At 39.5% G+C, this 24,706-nt stretch carries 21 protein-coding genes; 9 read left to right on the top strand and 12 right to left on the bottom strand.

Annotated features, from left to right (window positions below; translation table 11 throughout):
• Window positions 1-24 precede the first annotated feature (24 nt).
• Window positions 25-1,320, top strand: a complete 1,296-nt coding sequence (locus tag JOD45_RS10395) for an MFS transporter (RefSeq protein ID WP_239549214.1) — start codon at window positions 25-27, stop codon at window positions 1,318-1,320.
• Window positions 1,321-1,567: 247 nt separating this feature from the next.
• Here the strand turns inward: JOD45_RS10395 and JOD45_RS10390 are convergent, their stop codons facing one another.
• Window positions 1,568-1,873, bottom strand: a complete 306-nt coding sequence (locus JOD45_RS10390; protein ID WP_239549213.1) for a DUF5634 family protein — start codon at window positions 1,871-1,873, stop codon at window positions 1,568-1,570.
• A gap of 305 nt (window positions 1,874-2,178) precedes the next feature.
• Between JOD45_RS10390 and JOD45_RS10385 the strand changes: the two genes are divergently transcribed.
• From JOD45_RS10385 to eat, 3 genes are all read left to right on the top strand, one after another.
• Window positions 2,179-3,618, top strand: a complete 1,440-nt coding sequence (locus JOD45_RS10385; RefSeq protein ID WP_205003824.1) for a sensor histidine kinase — start codon at window positions 2,179-2,181, stop codon at window positions 3,616-3,618.
• 137 nt (window positions 3,619-3,755) lie between these two features.
• Entirely contained in the window at window positions 3,756-4,328 is a 573-nt protein-coding gene (locus JOD45_RS10380) for an ANTAR domain-containing response regulator (protein ID WP_205003823.1), read from the top strand.
• Window positions 4,329-4,492: 164 nt separating this feature from the next.
• Window positions 4,493-5,917, top strand: coding sequence for an ethanolamine permease (gene eat / locus JOD45_RS10375; RefSeq protein WP_205003822.1), 1,425 nt, complete (start codon window positions 4,493-4,495; stop codon window positions 5,915-5,917).
• Between the two features lie 498 nt (window positions 5,918-6,415).
• Here eat and JOD45_RS10370 read toward each other — a convergent pair whose 3' ends face one another.
• A complete protein-coding gene (locus tag JOD45_RS10370) occupies window positions 6,416-6,931 on the bottom strand; it encodes a hypothetical protein (RefSeq protein ID WP_205003821.1) in 516 nt (171 codons plus the stop codon).
• Between the two features lie 60 nt (window positions 6,932-6,991).
• Between JOD45_RS10370 and JOD45_RS10365 the strand changes: the two genes are divergently transcribed.
• Window positions 6,992-7,465, top strand: coding sequence for a hypothetical protein (locus JOD45_RS10365; RefSeq protein ID WP_205003820.1), 474 nt, complete (start codon window positions 6,992-6,994; stop codon window positions 7,463-7,465).
• Between the two features lie 158 nt (window positions 7,466-7,623).
• On the opposite strand, the gene JOD45_RS10360 is transcribed toward JOD45_RS10365, so the two are convergent.
• The 4 genes from JOD45_RS10360 to JOD45_RS10345 form a co-directional block, all read right to left on the bottom strand.
• Complete coding sequence (locus tag JOD45_RS10360) at window positions 7,624-8,841, bottom strand: amidohydrolase (RefSeq protein ID WP_205003819.1); 1,218 nt, start codon at window positions 8,839-8,841, stop codon at window positions 7,624-7,626.
• A gap of 151 nt (window positions 8,842-8,992) precedes the next feature.
• Complete coding sequence (locus tag JOD45_RS10355; RefSeq protein ID WP_205003818.1) at window positions 8,993-9,760, bottom strand: SDR family NAD(P)-dependent oxidoreductase; 768 nt, start codon at window positions 9,758-9,760, stop codon at window positions 8,993-8,995.
• A 36-nt stretch (window positions 9,761-9,796) separates the two neighbouring features.
• Window positions 9,797-11,218 carry a glutamine synthetase family protein gene (locus tag JOD45_RS10350; protein ID WP_338056075.1) on the bottom strand — a complete coding sequence of 474 codons (1,422 nt, stop codon included), beginning with the start codon at window positions 11,216-11,218 and terminating at the stop codon, window positions 9,797-9,799.
• A gap of 13 nt (window positions 11,219-11,231) precedes the next feature.
• Window positions 11,232-12,680, bottom strand: coding sequence for an NAD-dependent succinate-semialdehyde dehydrogenase (locus tag JOD45_RS10345; RefSeq protein ID WP_205003817.1), 1,449 nt, complete (start codon window positions 12,678-12,680; stop codon window positions 11,232-11,234).
• Window positions 12,681-13,047: 367 nt separating this feature from the next.
• On the opposite strand from JOD45_RS10345, the gene JOD45_RS10340 reads away from it, so the two are divergent.
• Window positions 13,048-13,839, top strand: a complete 792-nt coding sequence (locus JOD45_RS10340; RefSeq protein ID WP_205003816.1) for an SDR family NAD(P)-dependent oxidoreductase — start codon at window positions 13,048-13,050, stop codon at window positions 13,837-13,839.
• A gap of 785 nt (window positions 13,840-14,624) precedes the next feature.
• Here JOD45_RS10340 and JOD45_RS10335 read toward each other — a convergent pair.
• The 4 genes from JOD45_RS10335 to JOD45_RS10320 all read right to left on the bottom strand — a co-directional run bounded on the left by JOD45_RS10335 (window position 14,625) and on the right by JOD45_RS10320 (window position 19,388).
• Window positions 14,625-15,761, bottom strand: coding sequence for a glycerate kinase (locus tag JOD45_RS10335; protein ID WP_205003815.1), 1,137 nt, complete (start codon window positions 15,759-15,761; stop codon window positions 14,625-14,627).
• A 398-nt stretch (window positions 15,762-16,159) separates the two neighbouring features.
• Window positions 16,160-17,182, bottom strand: coding sequence for an aldose 1-epimerase (locus tag JOD45_RS10330; RefSeq protein ID WP_205003814.1), 1,023 nt, complete (start codon window positions 17,180-17,182; stop codon window positions 16,160-16,162).
• 378 nt (window positions 17,183-17,560) lie between these two features.
• Window positions 17,561-18,244, bottom strand: a complete 684-nt coding sequence (locus JOD45_RS10325; protein WP_205003813.1) for an MgtC/SapB family protein — start codon at window positions 18,242-18,244, stop codon at window positions 17,561-17,563.
• A 538-nt stretch (window positions 18,245-18,782) separates the two neighbouring features.
• Window positions 18,783-19,388: a phospholipase D-like domain-containing protein gene (locus JOD45_RS10320; RefSeq protein WP_239549208.1), complete on the bottom strand. Its 606-nt coding sequence runs from the start codon at window positions 19,386-19,388 to the stop codon at window positions 18,783-18,785.
• 282 nt (window positions 19,389-19,670) lie between these two features.
• On the opposite strand from JOD45_RS10320, the gene JOD45_RS10315 reads away from it, so the two are divergent.
• The 3 genes from JOD45_RS10315 to JOD45_RS10305 all read left to right on the top strand — a co-directional run bounded on the left by JOD45_RS10315 (window position 19,671) and on the right by JOD45_RS10305 (window position 22,736).
• Window positions 19,671-19,913: a YueH family protein gene (locus JOD45_RS10315; protein WP_205003812.1), complete on the top strand. Its 243-nt coding sequence runs from the start codon at window positions 19,671-19,673 to the stop codon at window positions 19,911-19,913.
• A gap of 897 nt (window positions 19,914-20,810) precedes the next feature.
• Complete coding sequence (locus JOD45_RS10310; protein ID WP_205003811.1) at window positions 20,811-21,983, top strand: YdcF family protein; 1,173 nt, start codon at window positions 20,811-20,813, stop codon at window positions 21,981-21,983.
• Between the two features lie 90 nt (window positions 21,984-22,073).
• Window positions 22,074-22,736: an SOS response-associated peptidase gene (locus JOD45_RS10305; RefSeq protein ID WP_205003810.1), complete on the top strand. Its 663-nt coding sequence runs from the start codon at window positions 22,074-22,076 to the stop codon at window positions 22,734-22,736.
• A 166-nt stretch (window positions 22,737-22,902) separates the two neighbouring features.
• On the opposite strand, the gene JOD45_RS10300 is transcribed toward JOD45_RS10305, so the two are convergent.
• On the bottom strand, window positions 22,903-23,259 hold the full coding sequence (locus JOD45_RS10300; RefSeq protein WP_205003809.1) for a DUF4064 domain-containing protein: 357 nt from the start codon (window positions 23,257-23,259) through the stop codon (window positions 22,903-22,905).
• A gap of 60 nt (window positions 23,260-23,319) precedes the next feature.
• A complete protein-coding gene (locus tag JOD45_RS10295) occupies window positions 23,320-23,949 on the bottom strand; it encodes a DUF4352 domain-containing protein (RefSeq protein WP_205003808.1) in 630 nt (209 codons plus the stop codon).
• Window positions 23,950-24,706 lie beyond the last annotated feature (757 nt).

Here is a 24,706-nt window from a genome sequence, read left to right as displayed (position 1 = left end):
TGGCTGCTCATCATTTCAATTTTAATGGGGACAACGCTTGTCCCCATCAATTCAACCATGATTTCAGTCGGTCTGTCCTCTATCTCGTCTTTTTTTCATGACAGTATTTCAAGCATCGCTTGGGTTGTCACTATTTATTTAATTGTAATGGCCGTAACGCAGCCGATATCGGGAAAATTAGGAGATATATACGGTTATCGCACAGTTTATATGTGGGGGCTTGGGCTTTTTTTTATTTCTTCAATGGCCTGTGCCTTTTCATTCAATTTGATATGGCTCATTATATTCAGGTCTATTCAGGCTGTCGGGGGAGCGCTGATTACACCAAATGGAATGGCTATTGCCCGCCATACAGTTTCTCAAGAAAGACTGCCTAAGGTGTTAGGCATTTTAGGAATGGGGATGGGCCTCGGGGCAGCTGTTGGGCCTCTGCTCGGATCAACTTTAATCACATTTTGGGGCTGGAAATCTATTTTCTGGGTGAATGTTCCATTCCTATTATTTGGTTTTATTGCCGGACTCCTCGTGATTCCCCGTGTCCAAGGAAGCAAAAGCTCTTCTCTTGATATTTTAGGTTCGATTTATTTAGCGGTGAGTCTCACGTTATTAATCCTTTTAACCAAATCGTATGGACTTTGGATGAGTATTGTAAGCGGCATACTTTTTATCTTATTTTCAGTTTTATTTATTTTACGGGAAAAACGAACCCATTCGCCATTGATCGATTTATCATTGTTTAAAAATCGATCGTTCACGAGTTCAAATGTTTCAATGCTGGCAAGCAACTTTATTATGTATACGATTCTCTTAGCCATGCCGCTTTTATTGGAAGCCGATTTTCATTTTGCGACGAAATCAGTTGGGGCTGTTATGTCCGTTTTTTCGTTATCATCCTCAATATTTGGTTTCTTCGGCGGTCAATTAGCTGCAAAATACGGTAATCGCAAGATGGTCACTTGGACATTTTCAATTATCACTGTTGGGACAGTCCTTCTGTTAGGGATCAAACCTGTCCATATAGTATTTTACCTCGTTATTGGTTTGATTGTGACCGGGATCGGCATAGGATTAGGTAACTCGCCGCTGCAAACCGCAGTACTGCAATCTGTCAGCAAGGAATTGTCAGGTACTGCTTCAGGGATTTTTTCCACTTTCCGCTATTTTGGAAGCATCATCTCGTCAACGCTAATCAGCATCATCACTGGATCAACCGCCTTATTTATATTGCTCCTTATCGTGGCAGTCCTTGGTATTTTTCTTGCACGCGGAATAGATCAAACAAAAAATGCCGCAAAAAGTAAAATAGCAAGCAATCAATAGGAAAAGAAGGGATTTCCCTGTCTTTTTTATAAAAACTAGAACCGAAAAAACAGATTAAAAAAGCGCGCGGCCGAAACCTGAGTGCCCCGCTGTCATATCCAACAAGGATTTCAGAATGGGATCAGCAGAAGCAAAATGCAGGCGGGAAACGATTTACCGGCACAGTTTGAATCAATTTAAAGAAAAGCATAGAAAATGCCTCTGAAGTGTACCGCCCGCTTCAGAGGCAAATGTCATTCATTAGCATTTAATGCAGTTGATTAATGGTTTGAAATACTTCCCCAAGCGTTCTGCATCCTTTATGCTCCCCATTTTCTTGCTGGATCGTCCAGCTTTGTTCTGCAATGGCTAATTCGTTTTTATCATTTTTAACAAAAGGAATATTTATCATATAAATTTTTCCATCTTTTCTAATCGTATAGCCTATATAATAATCCTTCCCTTCGCCTTCTTCTTCGTATATGCCAATATCTTCAAGCCCATAATCATCCATAATATTTTCCATTTCTGATTTCAAGTCGTTTAAGATCGTTTCTCTTGGAACATATTCCATATTCAAGACGTCCTCCTTAGTGCCATCTGATTATTTTACACGGGAACTTTATCCTCTATTTTAGGAAGGATTATCCAATAAAATACAGCTTATACATCAGTTTCATTTATATTGACTTTTAATCAAACGTTTCATTTAAAAACCTTTTGCTAACATTATTTCAGGCTCCCTCCGCCTCTTCTTATCTTTATAGCACTTTGGCGGTTTGCTGTAAAAGACAATGTTTCAGAATAAAGGGATTTATATTAAAATGAGGGATCATAAAACCAAGTTCCAGATAACTTTCATGAAAGAAGGTGAGTATGATGGCCAGCCATCAGCTGTATGCCATTTGCAAAAAATATACAACCTTATCTGAAAGAGATATAAAAAAGCTTCAATCGATTGCTGAGGGTCTGCAAATGACCGCAGATCTTGCACAAGCAAGTGTTTTCATTGATTGCCTTACGACTACAGAGACGCAAGCCATTGTTGCGGCCGAAGCCCACCCTAAGGAAGGACCTGTCTTATACCAACATTCCGTGCTGGAACAATTTGTTCACAAGTCCTATGAACCGGCTGTTATGAATACTCTCCTAAGCGGTAAACCAACATACAGAAACAGAGCCATTACTCAGGAAGGAAAGGTCGTTAAACAAAGCGTTATCCCTATTCAGAATGGAGCTTGTGAAATCATTGGTGTCATGGTGATGGAACAAGATGTCAGCGATCAGATTAAGCATGAACAGCAGCTTGAAGTATTAAGCAACGTTGCTCATCAGCTTAGTGAGACTCTTAGCGGTTTTCAATCAAAAGAGACTGTTATTTCCAATATTATTGAAGATGGACTGTTTATTATCAGTGCCAACAGCCAAATCATTTACGCTAATTCTTATGCGGTCAATCTGCTCGTTGATCTGGGGAATACCGATGAATATATTGGTTTGTCCATTTACAAGGCCTTAAATCTGCCAAATGATATTAATTTTTGTACAGAACCAATTTATTTTAAGGAATTTGCCGTTGATCATAAAACATTTTCACTTAAAAGCATTAGGCTAAATGAAAACAAAAGGTTCAGCGGCGCTGTCATACTTGTTCAAGATATGACAGAGCTGAGGGAAAAAGAACGCCAATTAATGGTCAAATCAACCGTGATAAAGGAAATTCACCATCGAGTGAAAAATAATTTACAAACGGTAGCCAGTCTGCTGAGGCTGCAAATGCGAAAAGATATCAGCAATAGCTCCAGGCTATCGTTTCAAGAGTGCCTTAATCGGATATTAAGTATTGCTTCTGTGCACGAGGTGCTTTCTAATACAGGGGCTGACAGCGTGGAAGCGGCTGAAATGATAGAGAAAGTAGGAACAACTGTCACCCGCAGCGCTGCCGATTCATCAAAAGACATTAACATCACATTTAAATATCATGAGCCCTTCTTTATTAAATCAGACAAAGCGGTTTCATTGGCCCTTATTGTTAACGAGCTGATTCAAAATAGTATTGAACACGCATTCAAAGAAAGGCATACAGGATTCATTAAAGTCGAATTATATAGACTTGCCTCTTCTATTCAGCTTATTGTCAGTGATAACGGCATTGGATATAGAAGAAAAGATCAAACACCATCGCTGGGGCTGGAAATAGTCAGCCAACTAACGAAGCATGACTTAAATGGCACTTTTAATATAAAGGGACAGGCTTCTGGCACAAAGGCTGTTGTTCATTTTCCAGAAGAGTATATCATTGACAAGACTAAAAATTAAATATTGATAATATTCTTATTATATTTTATACTATTACTAAAGTTAGAGCCGGATTTTTACGTTTTTATAAATCTCATGATATGTCTTTCATACGGTTCAAATATAAATACAGCAATACCTTGATTAGGAGATTGATAATGGGAAAGCAGATTTTGGTAGCCGAAGATGAGTCATTGGTTCGTATGGACTTAGTTTTAATGCTTCAAGACGCCGGCTATGAGGTGATCGGAGAAGCCGGCGACGGTGAAAAGGCGATTGAACTGGCTTATCAATTAAAGCCCGATCTGATTGTTATGGACATAAAAATGCCTAAAATGAATGGTCTGAAAGCCAGTCAAATTATCTCTAAAACATTTAACATTCCTATATTATTGCTTACCGCATACAGTCAAAAAGAATTCATTGACAAAGCCAAACAAGCTAACATTGTCGGGTATTTAGTTAAACCCGTCTCCGAAGCCAATTTAATCCCTGCCGTTGAGATTGCATTAAATCAAGGAGCCAAAACCAGTGAATATGAAAAAAAGATTGAATTGGCAAATAAAAAACTGCTTGACCGCAAGACAATCGAAAAAGCAAAAGGGGTTTTAATGACACGGTTTAACCTTGGCGAAGAGACCGCGTATAACAAGATGAGACAGATCAGCATGAATAAGCAAATGGCATTGGAGAAAGTGGCCAAGCAAATATTATTGAAATACGGTTCATGACATACAAGTGAATAGCATAAGCAAAGGCGCTTAGTGACATTTAAAATCACTGGCGCCTTTTTTGCCTTTTACACGATTTGAAAGGGGCTGATGCTCTATTTTAAGTGAATGAATCTTTTAAATCCAAGGTTTTAAAAGCAGGAAAAAAGAGGAGTGATATGAATATGGCGAATAACAGCGAAAATCAAAAGCTGGAAAAAGCGCTTAAACCGATTCACCTATGGTCGATAGGGGTTGGCATGGTTATTTCCGGTCAATATTTTGGCTGGAATAATGGTTTTACAGAAGGCGGGGTTGTCGGATTAATGCTGGCAGTTGCTTTTATGACTATTTTTTATACGGCCTTTATTTTTTGTTTTGCTGAACTGTCAACATCCATTCCTCACGCAGGAGGGTCATCTGCCTACGCAAGAAAAGCAATGGGTTCCTTTGGAGGTTTTTTAACAGGCATAGCCGTCTTAATAGAATTTGTTTTTGCGCCGCCGGCCATTGCGGTCTCTACAGGTTCCTACATACACTTTTTAAACCCATCCATTAATCCTGTATACGCAACAGTAGCTGTCTTTATTTTTTTCATTCTGATTAATATGATTGGCGTCAAAGGGACCGCAATTATTGAAATGGCCGCCACCATTCTTGCTCTTATTGGCTTGACGATTTACTACGTATCAGGCATTTCGCATGTTAAACTTCACTATATGACGAGTGTCAATGCCTTCCCTCATGGCTGGGCAGGCATGTTTATGGCTATACCGTTTGCCATTTGGTTCTATTTAGCGATTGAGGGAGGAGCCATGTCAGCGGAAGAGGTAAAGAACCCCCATCAAGATATTCCGAAAGGTTTCCTGTCAACGATCTTGACCCTCGCATTATGCACTATTTTGACTTTATTAGTGACAGCGGGCCTCGGCGGCGGAATAGGCAGACCCAGCGACAACCCCCTTCCGCAAGCCTTAGCTTCAGTTTACGGCGAACATGCATTTATTCCAAAGTTAATCGCTGTGATTGGTTTGGCGGGATTAATTGCAAGCCTTAACGGCATTATTATCGGCTATTCCAGGCAAACGTTTGCTTTATCGCGGGCAGGCTATTTTCCGAAGTTTTTATCAAAATTATCGAAGCGGCGTATTCCTACATGGGGGCTGATTGTTCCGGGAGCAATTGGGGTTATAGCGGCAGGCAATGCTGATTTTGCCAGCCAGTTAATTATTTTATCGGCTTTTGGAGCCGCATTGATGTATTTCTTAACAATGATTTCAATGATTATTCTCCGTCAAAAGGAACCTGATTTAAACAGGCCGTTTAAAGTCTATTATCCGTGGGTGCCGGTTCTTGCCTTAATATTTAGCGTCATTGCACTCTTTTGTGTTTTTTATTTTACTATTTTGGGAGAAACCATACCGCTGTTTGGATTGAATATCCCAATGATTGCAGTTCTAATCGCTATCTTTGGATTAGGCACCGGTTATTATTTCTTGGTTGGACGCCATAAGCTTTTGCCTATTGAAGAAGAATTCGGCGTACTTGATATATTAGACGAAGAAAACACCGAAACTGAAGAAATGACTAGCGCAAAGTCAAGCGGATGACTTTATTTAAGCGCCGCAGAATCTCTATATCGTGATTATCATTCATCACTTCCGGACGATGAAGTCTCTGAAAAAAATCAGTATGCAGTTTTTAAAAAGCCCCCCAAAGGTTAGATTGTTACTCTAGCTTTTGGGGGACAGTACATATTGTATAAGGGAAAGTGTCAACGATAAAAGGATGGCGGCAATTTTGGAAATAAGATTGTCATATCAACAGAAAGAGAGATAGGTTTATCTTGGAACTTACTGACGAGTGAATCTGAAATGACGTATTTGGAATTCTAAGAGTTTAATTAATTGCAGGCTTTAGATAAGAGGGATCATGATTTATAATTGAGAGAAAAAGGATTATGTTTTACAGGAGGAACGGGAATTAACAGAAGATGAACGGAAACAACTGAATCAAAGATTGATTGATCAAATAGAAGTGGAGTAATAAATATTTTTAAGTAAAAATGTGCAAGCAAGTACCTATTCTAAGGCACTTGCTTACATATTTTAGATGATTAAAAAGATAATATAAACAATTGTTTTAGCATCACTGCGAGGAACGCCAGCTTTAACTAATGCGTTTTCTAATGCTTTTCGAGTTCCTTTATCTAAATTATCTATAGCATTTGCTATTTTACGTCCGTTTCTTTTTGCTATAGTTGCAGCCTTTTTACTAAAAGGTTTTAACATCCAGGACAATGCAGTACCACCATGTCTGAAAACAGGAGCTAAACCTTTAATGGCTTTTAAAGTTGCTCCAAATCCCCCTCTTGGTTGAACCTTTCCTGGTGGTTGATTAGGTATTGAACCGTTTTTAAGTCCTAGTTTTACTTCAGAAAGGTCCTTCTCAAAGTTAGGATTTGCTTTTAATTGTTCTTGATAAAATTGTTGTTCAGTGGTGGTATTTTCTTTTGCTTGAGCCTTATTTTCTAGCAAAGGAACAAAGGCAGTAAAAATTAAAGCAAATACCAAAGTTGATAAAACTAGTTTTACAGTTTTTCTTTTAAGTAATAAATTCGACATTAAAGCCCTCTTTTTTCAAAACTTGATTTATTATACATAATGATCAAGGAGAGGAAAACAATGAAGTTTAATAAAAAAACCGATTTTCCAACGATTTTAGCATTTTTTCTCCTGATATTACTTGGATTAGGAGGAGTTATTTTCATATTATCAATACCCTTTTTTAGTATCTTTGGGTTTACCAGTATATTAGAACTTTTACATATAAAAAATCTAATATCAATCGACTCTTATAGTAGCTTTGCTTTAAGTTTTATTTATGTATGTGGTTTTATACTTTCGGTATGGGCTTTAATAATAATTTTGGAATTAATATTTGTCTTTGCTAAAAAAAGGGGGCTATTTAATATACATTCCAAATCACAAAAAGGTTTTTCGTTTATTGTTTTAATAGCTATTAGTACCTTTATAACCAAAGGAGTAATATTGGATATATTTCAAAGAATACATGCGTCAAATATCTTTGTGTTGGCTTTGTTCTTCATAATATATCTTATATTTTTTACAACTAGTGATACTTACAAGAAAATATAGCGATGTGTATAAGAATCATTAATGCTCCCTTTTTTATGAGGGAGCATTTTTTATTCGAATTCATGGCACCCTTAACTATTTAAGTCCTGCTGAATTCAGGCTTAAACACCTTAAAAAAGTTGTCTAGTTTAGTATTGACGATCCAGCCGTACTTGCCATTAACAAGAGGTGCCTTTAACTGTATGCGATTCAGTTAGATTCATATTTTCCAGGTAGCGGACCGCTGACTCACTCATAACAGCAGTGCCTATTGTCAGAGCCTTTTCATCAAAAATGACGCTGGCGTTGTGTAATGCAGCTTTCGATTCTCTCTTTTCATTATGTGTCCCTAACCGAAATAAGACACCTGGAATTTTCTCCGTATAAATCGAAAAATCTTCACTTCCCAAAGAAGGGTTTTCAAGATAAACTAATCGATCTTCTCCTAAAATATCACGAACGACACGATCGATTAAATCAACCATACGATCATCGCTGATTAGGGGCGGTGTTGCTGAAGTATAAGCCAATTCGGCGTCTCCTCTCATACTTTCAGCTGTTTTGCAAACTATTCTTTCAATCATTTCAGGCATTCTCTTCTGAAGCTCAGCATTGACTGTTCTCACCATCCCTGACAGAGTAACACCTTCAGGAATCACATTAGAGGCTGTCCCGCCGTTAATTTTGCCAATGGTGACAACAGCCGGTTCTGAAGGCGAAATCTCCCTGGCTACGATCGTTTGTAATGCGGATACAACATGGCCGGCAATAACAATCGGATCGACACATTGATGCGGGTGTGCTGCATGCCCGGTGTTCCCTTTAATTGTGATTTCGAGAAAATCGGCAGCCGCCGTTATCGGCCCTCTTCTGATGCCAATCATCCCTGCCGGCAGCTCCGGCCAACAATGCAGTGCGATAATAGCATCAACTCTTGGATTCTCTAGTACACCAGCCTCTATCACTTCTTTTGCGCCTGTCAACTTCTCTTCACCAGGCTGAAAGATTAATTTCACATTGCCTTTAATCTTATGCTTGCACTGGCTTAAAAGGATGGCACTTCCAAGCAAGACGGCCATATGCAAATCATGGCCGCATGCGTGCATGATACCGGGATGACAAGAGGCAAAATCGAGATTCGTCGCTTCGTCTATCGGCAGCGCATCCATATCCGCTCTTAACGCTATTGTTTTTCCCGGCAAATGCCCTTTTATTAAACCAATCACACCTGTGCCCGCAACATTCCGCTGAACTTCAATGCCATAATCCTCTAATAGATTGGAAATAAACGCAGCCGTTTTATATTCAGAAAAACTCAATTCAGGATATTGATGAAAATGGCGGCGAAATTGTACAATTTGCTTTTCTATTCCTTCTGCCATTTGTAAAAAAGACACCTTTCATCTCCCCTTGTTAACTCCAATAATCATTGTTTTATCGAAGGAGACCTTATCACTCTGATATGAATAGCAGCCCGCTGAACATTGATTTAACCTCTTTGTCTATCCAGCCTGCAGTCCCCCCTTATTCATCCCCATTACAATTCTTTTAAAAATAATTGGATGTAATACCGCCATCAACATTTAACAGCGCACCGTTTGTCCAATCCGATTCATCAGATGCAAGATACATAGCTGCATACACGATGTCTTCCGGTTTTCCGAATCGTCCGCTCGGCTGCCTTGATAAACGCACCCGCTTAGCTTCTTTATCCTTTACAAGCCATTCCATTAACAGCGGCGTTTCGATTGGTCCAGGACAGATCGCATTGGTGCGGATGCCTTCCGGACGGAATTGAATAGCCAGGGATTTTGTGAGGGCATTGACAGCGCCTTTTGAAGCGGTGTAAGCATCTTGCGGTACACTGCAGCCCATAAAAGCAACAAATGACGCAATATTGATTATTGAACCTGACTTTTGTTTTTGCATTTCCGGGATGACATATTTGCACATAAAGAAGATCCCTTTGACGTTGACATTCATGACTTTATCCCAAGCGTCTTCCGGTGTGTCGATGACAGAATGATCCTCTGAAATCATAATCCCGGCATTATTATAAAGAACATCAATTTTCCCGTAGTTCTCGACTGTTTTTGCCACTGCTTTCTTGACACTTTGTTCATCTGTCACATCACAGTGAAAGAATAGAGCATCCCCGCCAGTTTGGCAAATCCCTTCAGCCGTTTCGGCACCGTTCTTTTCATCCAATTCAAAAACGGCGATTTTCCCGCCTTCTTTCGCGAACATTTCGGCGGCGGCTTTTCCCATGCCGCTGCCTGATCCTGTAATGATGCATACCTTGTCTTGCAATCTCATATCCAATCCCTCCAAGCTATTCTATATTTTATAAAATTAGCATTGTTCAAAATAGCGGCGGCGTTCCCATTCGGTTACGGCCTGGTTGTACTGCTGTTGTTCCCATTTGGCTGTATAAAGATAATGATTTGCGGCTTTTTCGCCTAATATTTCTTTAACGACGTCACTATTTTCCCAACATTGAATGGCTTCATGAAGCGAGCCCGGAATTTTCGGAACATGGTGATCTTGATAAGCGTTGCCTTTAAACTCTGGTTCAAGATCGAGTCTCTGTTCAATGCCGTATAGCCCTGTGCCTACCAAAGCGGTATAGGCTAAGTAAGGATTCACGTCTGCCCCGGGAATCCGCGTTTCAATACGCAGGCTGTTTCCTTCGCCGACTATCCGGTATCCCGATGAACGATTATCATGGCTCCAAACGATATTCACGGGCGCCCAGCTTTCCTGTGCATAACGTTTATACGAATTAATATACGGCGCAAAAAATAATGTAAAGTCACGCGTATACTTTAGGACACCTGCCAAAAAATGCTTCATGATCTCTGACATGCGGTAAGTTCCGCCGGCCGGATCATAAAAAACATTTTCTCTTTTTTGTTTATCCCAAAGGCTGATATGAATATGGCCGCTTGAACCCGTCCACTGATGGTTCGGCTTCGCCATAAACGTTATCGACAATTGATCTTGAATGCACATTTCTTTGATACCATGTTTAAACATAATGTGATTATCTGCGGCCTTTAGCGCTTCGGCATAGCGCATGTTAATTTCGTGCTGTCCCATACAGGCTTCCCCCTTAGAAGACTCAATCGGGATATCAGCCCTTGCCATATTTCTTCTAATCTTTTGATAAAAAGGTTCATTTCGTGTGCCTTGAAGAAGATTATAATCCTCGTTATAGTGACCGGCCGTTTCCATATTTTCATAACCTTTTTGATAAAGCTCTTCAAACGAATCCCGGAACAAATAAAACTCCAGTTCACTTGCTGTAAAGATCTCAAAGCCTTTCTGCTCCGCTTTTTGAAGCTGGCTTTTTAACAAGTTTCTTGGTGCAATAGGAATCGCTTCGCCGCTCTTTTCATCATAGACATCACAAAGGACAATCGCCGTTTGATCAGCCCACGGCACTGCGCGCAAAGTTGACCAATCTGGAAGCGCAGCCCAATCGCCGTAGCCGTTATTCCAATTCATTGATTCATAGCCATCAGGGGTATTCATATCAAAATCAGTGCCTAATAAATAGTTGCAAAAATGCGTGCCTTTATCGAGACTGTTTTCCAAACAGTACTCCCTCGTTAGACGTTTGCCCATCAACCTTCCCTGCATATCGCAAAACGCTAATATCACAGTATCAATTGAACCGTTTTTCAGTGCTGCTATTAGCGCTTCCTTTGTTATAAGCCCATTCATTTTTGTACCTTCTATTGATTTAAAATTTGCAAGTGCCTTTTCGCTCACATCGGACACCTCCTTATTCATTTTCAAGCGTTAGTGAAATATACTTTAATTCCAAAAACTCTTCTAATCCGTAATGGCCGCCTTCTCTGCCCATACCGCTTTCTTTAATCCCGCCAAACGGCGCTTGCGGAACGCTGAGCTGTGTACTGTTAATGCCGATCATCCCGGCATCGAGCTGTTCAGCCATCCGGTAAACGCGATTAACATCGCGGGTAAAAAAGTAGGCCGCTAAACCGTACGGACTGTTTTCTGTGAATTCCAGAACTTCTTGTTCTTCTCGGAATGATAAGATCGGAGCAACCGGACCGAAAATTTCCTCCTGTGTCAGTTTCATATCGAGAGTGACATCGCTTACGACGGTTGGCGCAAAGAAATATCCGTTCATATGCGCAGCACTCTTTATCCGTTTGCCGCCTGTGAGGACCCTGGCCCCCTTTTCCTTTGCATCCCTGAGAAGCCGCTCTACATTGTTCAACGATGATTCATTTATGAGCGGGCCCAGCTGTACATTGTCAGTACCTATCCCGACTTTCAGGCGATTGACAAGGGCAGCAATTTTTTCCGTTAAAACCTCTCTAATTTCTTCATGGGCAAAGATGATATTAATTCCGTTGCACATTTGCCCGCAATTTTCAAATTTGTTTCCAACGATGGCTTCCGCAGCCAAATCGATATTGGCGTCAGGAAACACAATGACCGGAGCGTTGCCGCCAAGCTCCAGTGATATTCGCTTGACTTGATCAGCTGCTCGCTTCATTAATTGCTTGCCAACTTGAGTTGAACCCTTAAATGAGATTTTGCGTACCCGTTGGTCTCGAAACATTGTGTCTCCAATAACTGAGGCTCTTCCAGTAACAAGGTTTGCAGCCCCATCTGGAAGACCTGTTTTCATTAATTGTTCAAACATGGCAATTGCCGTTCTTGGTGTTTCGGCTGCAGGCTTTAAAATAACCGTGCAACCAGCTGCAAGTGCCGGCGCGACCTTCCTTGCGACCATGGCTCCCGGAAAATTCCAAGGTGTTATCAACCCGCAAACGCCTACCGGCTGCTTAATAACCGAAATGCGTTGATTTTCACTTGCCCCGGCAATCACGTCACCGTAAACGCGTTTTCCTTCCTCGGCATACCATTTAATAAATTGAGCAGAACCTTCAATCTCATCAAGCGATTCAGTTAACGGCTTTCCCTGTTCTTCAGTTAATAGCCTTGCCAGTTTTTCGCGGTTTTCAAGCAAGTTGTCCGCCCAAGCCAGAAGATAAGATGCTCTTCGATTCGGTGAGAGCTTGGCCCATGGTTTAAACGCTCGGTAAGCTGCATCAATCGCAAGCTTTGTCTCTTTCTCACCGCCATTTGGGACTTGGTCAATCACTTGACCTGTTGCTGGGTTGATCACATCAATGGTTTCAGGTACATCAAACTTTTCGCCGTTAATCCATAAATAATTCATTGTGGTTTGTTGCATGAGCCTGCCTCCTTCTTTTTATAAAGACAAATAAAAGCGCCCGGCAATACAACGTTTATTGTTTTGCCAGGCGCCTTTGCCTATGATCATGTTTACTTGTCTTTTTAGCTTTAAAAAATTTTCAAATTCAGCGCTGCCGATGATTCTCATGATGTTTGCGGGTTCATGCTCATTAGTAACCCGGCTATCATTCACCGCTGACTTTTTCATGTTTGACTATACATAAATATTAAACGATTATGCCAATTTTGACAAGCATGCGGCAAACAAAATTCATTAAGGTTTGTCAGTCGGCTTAGACATTTCTTATGTTAAGATAAATACAAATTGGTGTACTAGTCAAAATTTAAACAAAGGAGAGAGTCACATGAGTATATTTGCAAAAGACGCCTTAAAAGGCAAACATGCATTAGTCACTGGAGCCACCGGCGGCATCGGTTCCGAAACGGCAAAATTACTTGCTCAAATGGGGGCCGATGTAACAATTACAGGACGGCGGCATGAAAAATTAGATAAGCTCGCTAAAGAAATTAACGAAGCAGAACCTCATATTAAAGTATTTTCTTATGCGGCGGATCTCGGAAAAGAGGAAGATCGCGAGAAACTGGTTAATGCTGCCGAAGAAGCACTCGGTCCGATTTCTTTGCTTGTAAATAATGCAGGTGTATTAGGCGGCGGCCCCGTCGATGAACTTGAACAAGCGGAAATGGAACGGATTATGCACTTGAATTACACTTCCACCGTGCTGTTAACTCAATTAATCTATAAAACGATGAAGCAAAGAAAAGACGGTGCCATTGTAAACGTCGCATCATTATCGGGGCTAAGGGGAACACATGGAGGAACAGCTTATGCCGCATCAAAATTTGCTTTGATCGGATTTACCCATTCGATGGCTCTTGAAGCGATTGATCATGGCATACGGGTTAACGCTGTTTGCCCTGGCTTTGTTGATACAGAAATGGGAAGAACTTCTGTACAAAATAAAGCGAATCATGAACAGCGATCTGCAGCCGAAGTCATTAAAGCCTCCATTCCATCTGGTCGTATTACGACGCCAAAGGAAGTTGCCAATACAATTGCCTTTTTATTAACAGATGCGGCAGAAAATATCGTCGGCGAGTCAGTCAAAATATCAGGCGGCAGCGTGCTGCGATAGAGTGTTGGACAGCTGATTCATTCAATCGGGCCGCTTATCATCTGATGGAATTTCGCTTAATTTGATTGGTTGACACGATGATGCACTATCCCGGCAGATAGATTTTGGCTGCGAACGTTCTTCATTGTTCATGATTGTACGCATCAGCCGTTTTTGAACAGTGGGTCTATTGTAAAACCAAGATATTATAAACTTTATTTCGAGAAAATAGCTCGCATACCATTGTTAGGCTGATCCGATAAGACATATAAATTTTTAGGGTCAGCCAATTATTTGCAGAGAATATGGAAGCTTTATCTAAATGGGAGGCTGTATTTTAACAAAAACAAAATATAATCCGTCTACCAATATCTTGTTCCCAACAGTTCACTTGATTATTTAAATAGCAAAAGGTGCCATTTCATTTTTAAAGTCGAAACACGTCATTATTTCCCGGAAAATATTCTTGAGAAGCTCTTGGAAATAGAGAAAATTCCACCAAAAGTTTTCAGGCTAAAAAATAGAGATGGGTTGATTAATTCTTGTAAATATATTCAAAATACATGCTTTTTCCTTTCATGACGAAGCAATTAGTTATTCTGGAATCAACTTATCCGAAGCTGGTTTGGGGCCGCTTATTACAGCCGCCTCACTATACATTTTTGTCTTGGGCATTGAAAGTAAATCGGTAAAGAATCGTTATCAAATTTTGATTAATTAAACGTTTATTTAAAAATGCTCTGGATTTCTCCCGGGCATGTAATATTTTCTATTAAATTTCTAAAAACTTGCCTAAAAAACACCCTTCATTTTAAAGACATGTTCAAGGCAGCCGCAACATTTCTCGCTGTATTTTCGATATATTTAGCGGCATTTTCATACGCATCCTGCAGATGAGTAACCCCCGGTACAATGCTGAACAAAGCATCGATCCCGTGATCTAAAACGGCATCACAGTCATTGGAAAGGGAGCCCGCCAATGCTATGACTGGCACACGGTATTTCTTTGATGATTGTGCAATACCTATCGGGGTTTTTCCGTAAATGGTCTGACTGTCAATCCGGCCTTCTCCGGTGACAACCAGCGATGCGTCTTTTACTTGATTTTCAAAATCAACAGTCTCGAGAACAATGTCAATACCGGATTTCATTTCATCTGATAAAAAAGCCGACAATCCTGCGCCGAGCCCTCCGGCAGCACCTGCGCCAGGGATGTCCGTTATTTGTTTTCCAATCGTTTGTTCAATCACATTGGCATAATGATTAAGATTTTGATCAAGCAGATAAACCATGCCAGGGTCTGCGCCTTTTTGCGGTCCAAACACGGCTGATGCGCCTCTTGGACCTGTCAGCGGATTATCGACGTCACAGGCAGCTTCTATCTTAACTTGTTTCAAGCGCGGGTCTAAATTATCCAAATGAATGGCCGCCAATTCAGAAAGTGAGCCGCCGCCCGGACCAATCTCACGGCCATCTCTATCCAAAAGCTTTCCTCCAAGGGCTTGAATCATCCCGGCTCCGCCGTCATTTGTCGCACTGCCGCCGATCCCAATAATAATATGGCTAACCCCTAAGTCCAGAGCCGCTTGAATCAGCTCGCCAGTACCTTTGGTAGTTGTTATGAGCGGGTTTCTCTTCTTCTGCGGAACGAGATGGAGCCCTGAAGCAGCAGCCATCTCGATGACTGCTGTTTTACCGCCGCCTAGAAGTCCAAAGAAAGCTTCGACTGGATCTCCTAATGGACCGGCAACTTTTTTGTGAATAATCCTCCCCTTCGTCGCATCGACTAGGGATTGGACAGTCCCTTCACCGCCATCAGCCATCGGCAGCTTGGTATAATCTGCATGAGGGAAAACAGCCTTAAAACCTTTTTCTATTGCATTCGCCGCTTCAAGCGCTGATAAGCTTTCTTTAAAAGAATCAGGGGCAATAATGATCTTCACGATATCCTCCTCCCCGCAGTTGCTTTGAACAATGTTTGGACTCGCCGCACACAAATGGCAGAGACTGCCATAATAAGCCCTATTGCTGAAAGAATAAATTCAATCCCATTGACACAAGAACGAATATGATGATTTCTAAGCGGCTTAAACCCTTTTCCTGTCTAAATAAAACTGCTTACGATGAACTTTCTTATCACTTTAATTGTCTTTTAAGAATTAATGGCCGCTAATTTTTTAAGGTGTTCATGACTGTTGATAGTAATAAATGCCGTATCTCTGCCATTCATATCAATCATCGTTATGCCTGTATTATATTGTTTAATAGCCCGATAATTCGAAAGCGGCTTTAAGCAATATTTGGGTTGTTTCCCACCACATGATCGGCGCTTGCTTTTCTCCTAACCATAAACCCCTCCATTTTCTTCTTTTTTATACAGGCGAGATTCCGCCGTCCACGTGTCTCCGGGTTTTAATTCAATGAGACCTGTGTGACTAGACGGCAAGTTCACATTAGGACTGTTCACCATGCCCGTTTGCGGTTCCGGGCAAAAGAAGCCGCTTTTGGCATCTTTGTTATAAAACATCCAAAAATGATACTGATTGCCGACATCATAGACAAGTGAAACCTTTTCCTTTTTATCCGTTAATATCATGCAATTGCCACCATTATTTACAGCTGAGTAATGATGGTCAAGGGGGTTAAAATAAGGTGAAATCCCTTCCGCTGCCAGTTTCTTCTCATTTTCATCCAAAGGCAATCGCTTTCCCGTTGGCAAGGAGCGTTCATTTAAATCTATCCTGTCCTTAATGGCTAAATATACTGTATAATCTTCCGGTTTGCTGTTCTTGGCAAAAGGCGCATGGATTGACGTATGAAAGCCAAGCATTAACGGCATTGATATTGTCCCCTTATTGATAACGGAGACTTTTTGACTTAGGCCTTTTGAAGACAGCGAATAACGTAAAATGATTGTAAATGGATGCGGAAAATATCGATAAACTTCCGTTTGTTCATCAATCGTTTGAGAGAGTTCAATATAGCAGCTGTTTTCAGTTTGTCCTTTCCCAGCGACTTCCCAAGGTCTATCATAGAAAAAGCCGTGCAAATGATTGTTCTTAGATTTTTCATTGATTGGAAATTGATAGACATGTCCCTGGAATTCAAATGTGCCGTCTTCATAACGATTGGGCGGAAACAGGACGGGAATCCCGTAAAGACATGGATTTTGTTTAAAATCTTCAATATCTAGAGGTTCCCGAATAAAACGATAGTCTTTTTCGACATCACGAAAGGCGACAAGGTTCCCGCCAAATTCAGGAATAACGACAGCTTGATATGGAAAATGATTTAATTCGTATGCTTGGAATCCATTAAATATGATTTTCTTAACCCCATTATCTTGTTTCTTCTCTATTGCCATATAAGATCACATCCTTTTCTGAGTTAACCCATTATGTGAAACATCTTGCTTGTAAGAAATGGCAAATCTCAAACTCTACAATGATAACAAACATAGTTTATAAATATAAGTTTCCAAGACACCCCCATTATTGCGGTTAGCAAATTTAACATCATGCATCCAGTAAGATAAACTTGGTCCCCTTATAAACGGAAACCCTGTCATGCTTGTTTTATTTTAAAGCGCTATAATATACTTGTCATTGCCTTTTTCAAGGGGCTGATGCCACATCTTCCAAAAATACGTTTAGTAAAAGGCGCTTGAGCTGATGAACGAAGGCTTTGATCTTCCATTTATTCACCGGTTGGCGGGCTCATATCTGTATTGGACAATGAGAATTTAAAAGGTTTCAATTTCAGCGCTCTTTACACCATCCATTGTTCTAATAAGAAAATAAACATCCGTTGTATGCAATTTATCAAATGCCATAATTCTCAAGTCCAATTGAAAATTTCCATCAGGCAAATCTTTAATCCGCAAATTTTTTACTTTTATTTGATTGGCTTTTAATTCACTTAAAATCTCCGTTAGCTTATCGCTCTTATCTATTTGGATAGATACTTTCAATTCTTGATGAAACAGTTTTTTCGGACCGAAACGGGATATAAGAAAGGGCAAGATTTTTAGGGTGAACAAGATTATGATCGCACCCGTGCCAGCCTCTGCATAAAAACCTGCGCCGGTGGCAATGCCAAGACCCGAAGCTCCCCAGATGATAGCCGCTGTTGTCAGTCCTGAAACGCCCAAGACGCCTCTCCTTAAAATAGCCCCTGCTCCCAAAAAACCGATCCCGCTTACAATTTGTGCTGCCAGCCGCATCGGATCAGTTCTAATATTTTTATTCACATCACTAAATTGCAGGGATGCTTCAATAGATACTATAGTTAAAAGACTGCTGCAGACGGAGATGATAATGCACGTTTTTAAGCCTAAAGGTTTTTGCTTTAATTCACGTTCCAAACCAATAATTAATCCGAAAAAAGCAGCAAGCCCAAGTCTTAATACAACAATTTCAATCCCCATGACTCACCGCCTTTAATTTTTTAGTTTTTATAGTTTATAATTGAATGCCAATCAGCTATTCGTTTGATCTATCTTCGTCATTCGAACGACATGATATGAATATTAAACGGCCAAGACTTTTCCAAATGCTTCTTGTCCATTCATTTCAATAGTGCGCCGGTTTTCCAGCTTGAAGCAGATATCATCTTTCTGCTGGAACAGCTTCCTTATCAATACTCTCCATTACTTTCCCCTTTGTTAAATAAATCAACTTGTTTTTTAATTATAGTTTACTTCTGATAGTATTGAAGTATGTTATGCAGCGGCATTTTTTCTAATCGCGCTCATTTTTTCGGAAAAATTGACGGCTCCTGAAATTTTCAGGAGCTTTTGTTTTTCCGGTCGACTGACTTTATATTCAATTTTCAATTATTTTATTTCTTTAAACAGATATTAATCGCATGATGCCTATAAGTCAAATAGGTTCGAAAGGTTATTAATTATGAAAAACCTCTAGAGAGACATTCGGCCCAAGCTTATCAGCACGAAAAGCAACTCATTAAGCATATTTTTCTGAAATATGCTTTGAATAATCGGTAAAGTTAACTTCATCATGCCACATGGTGTTATATTTTTCGGTCCATTCTTTTGCGATCTTTCTGCTTTTGATGATCACGATAACCTCATCATGTCTTTCTTCAGCGCTTCTTGTAAAATTATAGGAACCAACAGAAACCGCTTGATTATCCGCTATCATGACTTTTAGATGCATGTATCCGTCATGTGTGCTCACTTTAACTGGTATACCTTCATCAAGCAAGGCACCTATTGTATTCTTAGCGTATCGTTGGGCTTGTTCGCCATCCGTTATAACCCTTACTTTAACGCCTCGCTTTTTCGCTTCAATGATTCGTGCGATGATTTTATCTTGGGTAATAATAAATACTGCTATATCCAAGGTCTTTTTTGCTTGGTCAATGACTTCATTAACTTTTACCAAGGGAGATGGATATTGATCTGATTTCGTAAAACTGTAATCAATCTTCTCCGCGATATCCGCGTTTGAAGTTTGTCTTTCTTTTCTGCCCTGCCGATACTGAGATACCGCATAACCAATCACCCCGCCTGCGGCTAACATCGAACCGGCCCAAGTCAATAAAACCATGCTGAGCACCCCTTTAAGATGTTACTCAAATATCTATGCCGCAGCGTGATTGTCTCATAACCACTTACATCTTGGCTTAAGCGCACCTGCACACCGTTCTTCATGAACGTTAACCTGCCCTTTCATACGCCAAATTCCCGCATGTCTTCTCTTGCTAACCCCCTTTTAGCAAATCTTCGATAATGAGGTATATAAGCAACTTAACGGGAAAATCATAATAAAAAATGTCTCTTTTATATAAAATAGGCTGAACAAAAGACACGGAGAAAGGATATCAAAAAAATGAACCATAGAGCATTTGATCTTAAAAACGATTCTGTACAGGTTTATTTTTGCGAAAATGATTTGAAAGATAACTGTATAGTCGCTGTTCCCCAATGGAACTGGTGCTTTCTAATGGACTATAATATCAGTTTTGAAGATGAGAAGCCGATGCTGATTAAAGCCTTATCCCGGAAACTTAATCATCAAGAAGCCGAAGATTTAGCTGATAAGTTGTACAACTTTATTTCAGGTCAAAAATAGCGCCCGCCATTAACTCGCTGGATTGTTGGCAAAACTCCATTTGTCAAAAAAATATAAATATATTAATATGTAACAATGATGTCAGATAAGCGTTATGGGGTTGGCCTTTTATTTTAATAGAATAAAAGAGAAAACAAGAGATTTTGTTTTACTTAATATAGATAAAACAGGCACCTAAAAGCAAGGCAGCCTTTATTATCCCTTGTTTGTCTGATTATCCAAGGGCCGAGCAAAGCGAAAAATCGGCTATCATTACAAAATCACTTTGATGCTTTCCCATAAAATTTCTTAATCTCCTTTTTATGATACTCAGAGGATTTTCTTTACCCCATGAAAAGCAGTTATCCAGCACAGCCGTTTTTTCTTATATACGTCTATTGACCCATGATGGAATAATATGCTATTTATTATAATAGCAGTAATTCGGCATATATGGTATTTGTTCCTGCTGCTCTGTATGGGCAGCAGTTTTTTGTTTAAAGCTAAATTATCATGCCGGTTTGCCGATATTAAACATGTGGATACTGTGTTGCATCTCCGTGTTTAACCCTCTTACAATCAACCTCAAAACAAAGCTTCAAATACACAGCCGTCATAGCTTTTCAGCATTAAAATGACTAATGTTTCCTTTCTTTTTTATCTGTAGTTTGAATAAAAATCATTCACTTGCCGTTGATTCATGAATTTTAGCATGTGAGGCATAATAATTGGAATAGAATGAATGCAGGCGCATCCCCCAGTCAATCATAACGATCTCATTCACTCGCCATTCTGTTAGGTTCGGACCGGATTTAGGAATATTGAAACAGGCGTTTTTTTACATATACAAAAGTTCATTTATAATGCCCCCGTTTCTTCAAAAAATACAAAACAGACAAAGTGTTTGGAGGTCTGCACATGAAAAAAACGATAGGCTCATTTTTATCAGTTTGTCTATTCACAGGTTTAATCGGGTGCAGCAATCATTCTTTAACAAGTACCAATGCCTTTCTCTCTTCCCCTACAGCAAATGCCAAAGAAAGTAAAATCGTTCATCTTCATGAACAAGAAAAGCTCGACCATTGGTTTCAAACGGCAAAAAAAGAAGGCCCCACAAATAAACGTATAAAAGCGTTAGAGAATATCGCCATGTACTATAATTGGCACGGCGGCCATATTAAAGAAGCAAAAAAGTTCTTTGGCAGCATGCCGTTACGTGACAATTTAGATGTCGTCGAAGCGGCATTCCGGGAAGCGGCTGTAATGGATCCATATGATATGGATCTGAAGTATGATCTTGCCTCAACTCAAGTATTCCATCATGAAGTGCCCAAAGCCCTGAAAACTTATAAACAAATTTTGAAAATGGATAACAATAACTTTAAGGCAAGATTAGCCTATGCGCTATACTCAAAAGCTGAGGGAGATGAGCAAGCGTTCAAAACAAATTATAATCAATTAGAAAAAATAAATAAAAAAAGAGCCAATAAATATAAAAGCCGATTAAAGGATGTTGAGAGAATTGAGGATATGAAGATAAATGGGGAAATCCCCAATCATCTCCCGGATAACGGCAATCACGCTTTTGTTGTGCTGGGAGCTGGTTTATCCGATAATGGACAAATTCAAAAACCCCTTTTAGAAAGATTGAAAGCAGCGAAAAAGGCAGCGGAGAAGTATCCTCATTCAAAGGTTATCGTCACAGGCGGCGTGCCTAGGAAAGGACGGACGGAAGCGGCAGCTATGTATCATTGGCTGGTCAATAACGGGATTAAGAAAGACCGGATCATCAAAGAAGACATGGCCATGGACACCGTAGAAAACGCCTTATTTTCAATGGATATTGCAGAAAATCAAAAAATAAAAGACATCACGCTTATCACAAGTGCCAGCCATATGAAAAGGGCTCTGGTGATTTTTAACGAGGTCAATAAAGACGTCTACAATGACCCGCATAGAAAAATAACTCATATCGCATATATGGATGAAGACCAAAACAGATCAAAAATGAGCAAACAAGAGGAAATAGCCGTATACCGGGACTTGCTCAGAGCATCTGGCATTTGGGTCTTTCCCGGCTTGCAGAGGTAACCTGCCTCATTTGGTTTTAAACGCTTATTACATTGTAACAAGAACTTTTTTATATATAATTGTTGATAAAACGATAAGGTGGTTGGTCATATGTGCGGCCGCTTCACATTTGTGCATGAACTTAATGATTTGTTTGCTTATTACAATATCGCGCAAATTGATTTACCTTTCGATAAACGATATAACATTGCCCCTTCTCAAAACGTTCTGGCTGTTGTAAACGATGGAAATAACAATAGGATAGGCTATTTAAAATGGGGATTGATTCCGGCTTGGACCAAAGATCCAAAGGCAGGCTATAAAATGATTAATGCCCGCGCTGAGACAATAGATGAAAAACCAGCCTATAGACGGCTGTTGAAAAGACGCCGATGCATTATTCCTGCAGACAGTTTTTTCGAATGGAGAAAAGCAAATGATAAAAAAATACCGATGCGAATTAAAATGAAGGACGACAGCATTTTCTCTTTTGCCGGACTTTGGGACAGATGGGAAAATAACGGCCAAATGATTCAATCTTGTACGATAATCACAACAGCCCCAAACGATTTGATGAAGAACATTCACGACAGGATGCCGGCGATTTTGTCCAAAGACGCTGAATCAGCGTGGTTAGACCGAAGCATTGATGACGAAGACTGCCTTAAAAGCCTCCTGACACCGTATGATGCAAATCAAATGGAAGCATACGAGGTTTCGACACTAGTTAACAGCCCTAAGAATGATGTTGAAGAGGTCATTGAAAAAGTTTAAATAGGTGTCTTTTCTGTTTTTTTTATTTTCATTTCTTCAAAGCCATATACTCATAGACGAACGCAGGAACAATCATAAACTTTATATAAATCACATTGTAATGCTAGTCAATTAAATAAATAAAACAGGAGCTGAGTGTCACTCCTGTTATTTCGTCAAATTTTAATTACTTTCTTATTAAAGCCAAGAGACCAGAGATACCAATTAGAATGCCGCTTAGAATACCGAAGTAGCTCACAAATACTATATTTAAAACACCGCAAATCAAAATAATAATTCCAAAAAGAATGCGGCTTTTGTTAATAATGCAAGAAAATATGATTGCTAAAATAGAGACAACAATACAAGCAGTTCCTAAAACTACAAATCCGCCTTCACTTTCGGTAACAACTTGGGCAATCACTTCAAGAAATATGGCAAAAAGACCTGCAATAATGCCAAAAATACCCCCTGCAATACCTAGAACCATTTCGGCCACTCTGCTTGTAGGGTTCTTAACGCTTTCACTATGTTGCGTTGCCATTTTAATTCCTCCTATATAAATAGATATGTAAACTCTTTCTTAGAGTAAACACCAGATAAATTAAGGATATTGAATGTCACTTTTCGGTAACTTCCAGATTATCTTTTTCTCTTTCAAAGAAAATGGTGCTTCGTACTGTAACTCATAGACATTAACGTTAGGAATATCATAAAAAAGTTTTCCGGTTAAAGTTTTACCGGGGTTTATCCTATCAGAGGCTGATATAGCCTCTTCATCATAGCCATAATAATCTTTATCCATATTTCCGGTTGCATCGGATAAAGAAAAATCAGTACTGTCAATTACATCTGATGAATCTGAAATGTTTTTCACTCGTAAATCCAGTGTTAGAACACTGCCTTTTTTAGCGGGAGTATATTCATCTGGTTTAGTGAAAGTTGCATTTGTTATTGTAATTTCAAAGTTTCCTATTTTAGCTGTCTCGCCAATCTTATATATTTTATTTGACTGGACAGTTTTATTTTCTTCTTGAGGTTTATCGGGTTCTTCCTTTGTTTTCTTTGATTCTTCACTAGCGCTTTCTTTTTCTTCGTTATTCTTATGATCTTGCTCTTTAATGTCTGTCTCTTTAGAGTCTTTACTGCTGTTTGCAGGTTCTGTATCACTGCAAGCAGAAAGAATGCCTAATACTAAAAATACTGATAAAAAAGCAAAAATAATTTTTTTCATATTTTTCTCCTTTACCATAAAATCCTTTTCTTCCTAAAGGTTAATAAAACTATTTTGGACTGTATGACCCTATCTAAGCCAATAAGAGTATAACGGCTGTTACCTTTTCATAACCCCCAAATAACCATTCTTGTCACCGAAATAATTTATTGATTAAGATTATTTGCGATTTGTATAAGTTTGCTATAAAAACTTATACTCTAGTTAATGGATATTCCCCGCTATATCATTAACAACGGAATTAGGCACTAATTACTTGTCGAGCGCTCAATTGTTTTTTGGACTCGCAACATTTCTATTGAATACTTTCAAAACAAACAGTTCGTTCAGCTATATGATATCTCTATCGGTTGAAAAATCTTGTTTTAGATGCAGTGCTCTAATTTGAGATATACCTTTTTTCAGTTCCCTAATTATTTCATTCATTTTATGTATCATTAACTTTTGGGAAAAAAGTAACAAAAGGGCCAGCCGCCAGTGCTTCTTCAAATAATCTTTACCCATGGGCATTTGTGGCTCACTCCAAACCCTCTGTTATTATATCACAAAAAATGTAAAAGCAACGTCATTTTTAAAAATTATCCATCTGCTTTTACATAATAAATATTCGCAATATTAGCACTCGAATTGGCTATTTAGTGTCAAAAAGACCCCAAAGGTTAGATTGTTACTCTAACTTTTGGGGTGCCATACATTAAGGGGCTCTTTTGACCGTATTTTTATAGAATCATCAATCCTTAGATGCAAATATCTTTCA

The organism is Scopulibacillus daqui (assembly GCF_016908855.1).
GTDB classification, from domain to species: Bacteria; Bacillota; Bacilli; order Bacillales; family Sporolactobacillaceae; genus Scopulibacillus_A; species Scopulibacillus_A daqui.
The sequence above is the reverse complement of the archived record's forward strand: the minus strand, read 5'-3'. Positions and strand labels throughout refer to the sequence as shown.

Coding starts and splice junctions, on each gene's coding strand:
- JOD45_RS10370 (WP_205003821.1), bottom strand. CDS start 6,931: ATGTCGAATTTATTACTTAAAAGAAAAACTGTAAAACTAGTTTTATCA.
- JOD45_RS10340 (WP_205003816.1), top strand. CDS start 13,048: ATGAGTATATTTGCAAAAGACGCCTTAAAAGGCAAACATGCATTAGTC.
- JOD45_RS10345 (WP_205003817.1), bottom strand. CDS start 12,680: ATGCAACAAACCACAATGAATTATTTATGGATTAACGGCGAAAAGTTT.
- JOD45_RS10325 (WP_205003813.1), bottom strand. CDS start 18,244: ATGGGGATTGAAATTGTTGTATTAAGACTTGGGCTTGCTGCTTTTTTC.
- JOD45_RS10305 (WP_205003810.1), top strand. CDS start 22,074: ATGTGCGGCCGCTTCACATTTGTGCATGAACTTAATGATTTGTTTGCT.
- JOD45_RS10355 (WP_205003818.1), bottom strand. CDS start 9,760: ATGAGATTGCAAGACAAGGTATGCATCATTACAGGATCAGGCAGCGGC.
- JOD45_RS10315 (WP_205003812.1), top strand. CDS start 19,671: ATGAACCATAGAGCATTTGATCTTAAAAACGATTCTGTACAGGTTTAT.
- JOD45_RS10310 (WP_205003811.1), top strand. CDS start 20,811: ATGAAAAAAACGATAGGCTCATTTTTATCAGTTTGTCTATTCACAGGT.
- JOD45_RS10390 (WP_239549213.1), bottom strand. CDS start 1,873: ATGGAATATGTTCCAAGAGAAACGATCTTAAACGACTTGAAATCAGAA.
- JOD45_RS10320 (WP_239549208.1), bottom strand. CDS start 19,388: ATGGTTTTATTGACTTGGGCCGGTTCGATGTTAGCCGCAGGCGGGGTG.
- JOD45_RS10330 (WP_205003814.1), bottom strand. CDS start 17,182: ATGGCAATAGAGAAGAAACAAGATAATGGGGTTAAGAAAATCATATTT.
- JOD45_RS10395 (WP_239549214.1), top strand. CDS start 25: ATGGGGACAACGCTTGTCCCCATCAATTCAACCATGATTTCAGTCGGT.
- JOD45_RS10380 (WP_205003823.1), top strand. CDS start 3,756: ATGGGAAAGCAGATTTTGGTAGCCGAAGATGAGTCATTGGTTCGTATG.
- JOD45_RS10300 (WP_205003809.1), bottom strand. CDS start 23,259: ATGGCAACGCAACATAGTGAAAGCGTTAAGAACCCTACAAGCAGAGTG.
- JOD45_RS10295 (WP_205003808.1), bottom strand. CDS start 23,949: ATGAAAAAAATTATTTTTGCTTTTTTATCAGTATTTTTAGTATTAGGC.
- JOD45_RS10365 (WP_205003820.1), top strand. CDS start 6,992: ATGAAGTTTAATAAAAAAACCGATTTTCCAACGATTTTAGCATTTTTT.
- eat (WP_205003822.1), top strand. CDS start 4,493: ATGGCGAATAACAGCGAAAATCAAAAGCTGGAAAAAGCGCTTAAACCG.
- JOD45_RS10385 (WP_205003824.1), top strand. CDS start 2,179: ATGGCCAGCCATCAGCTGTATGCCATTTGCAAAAAATATACAACCTTA.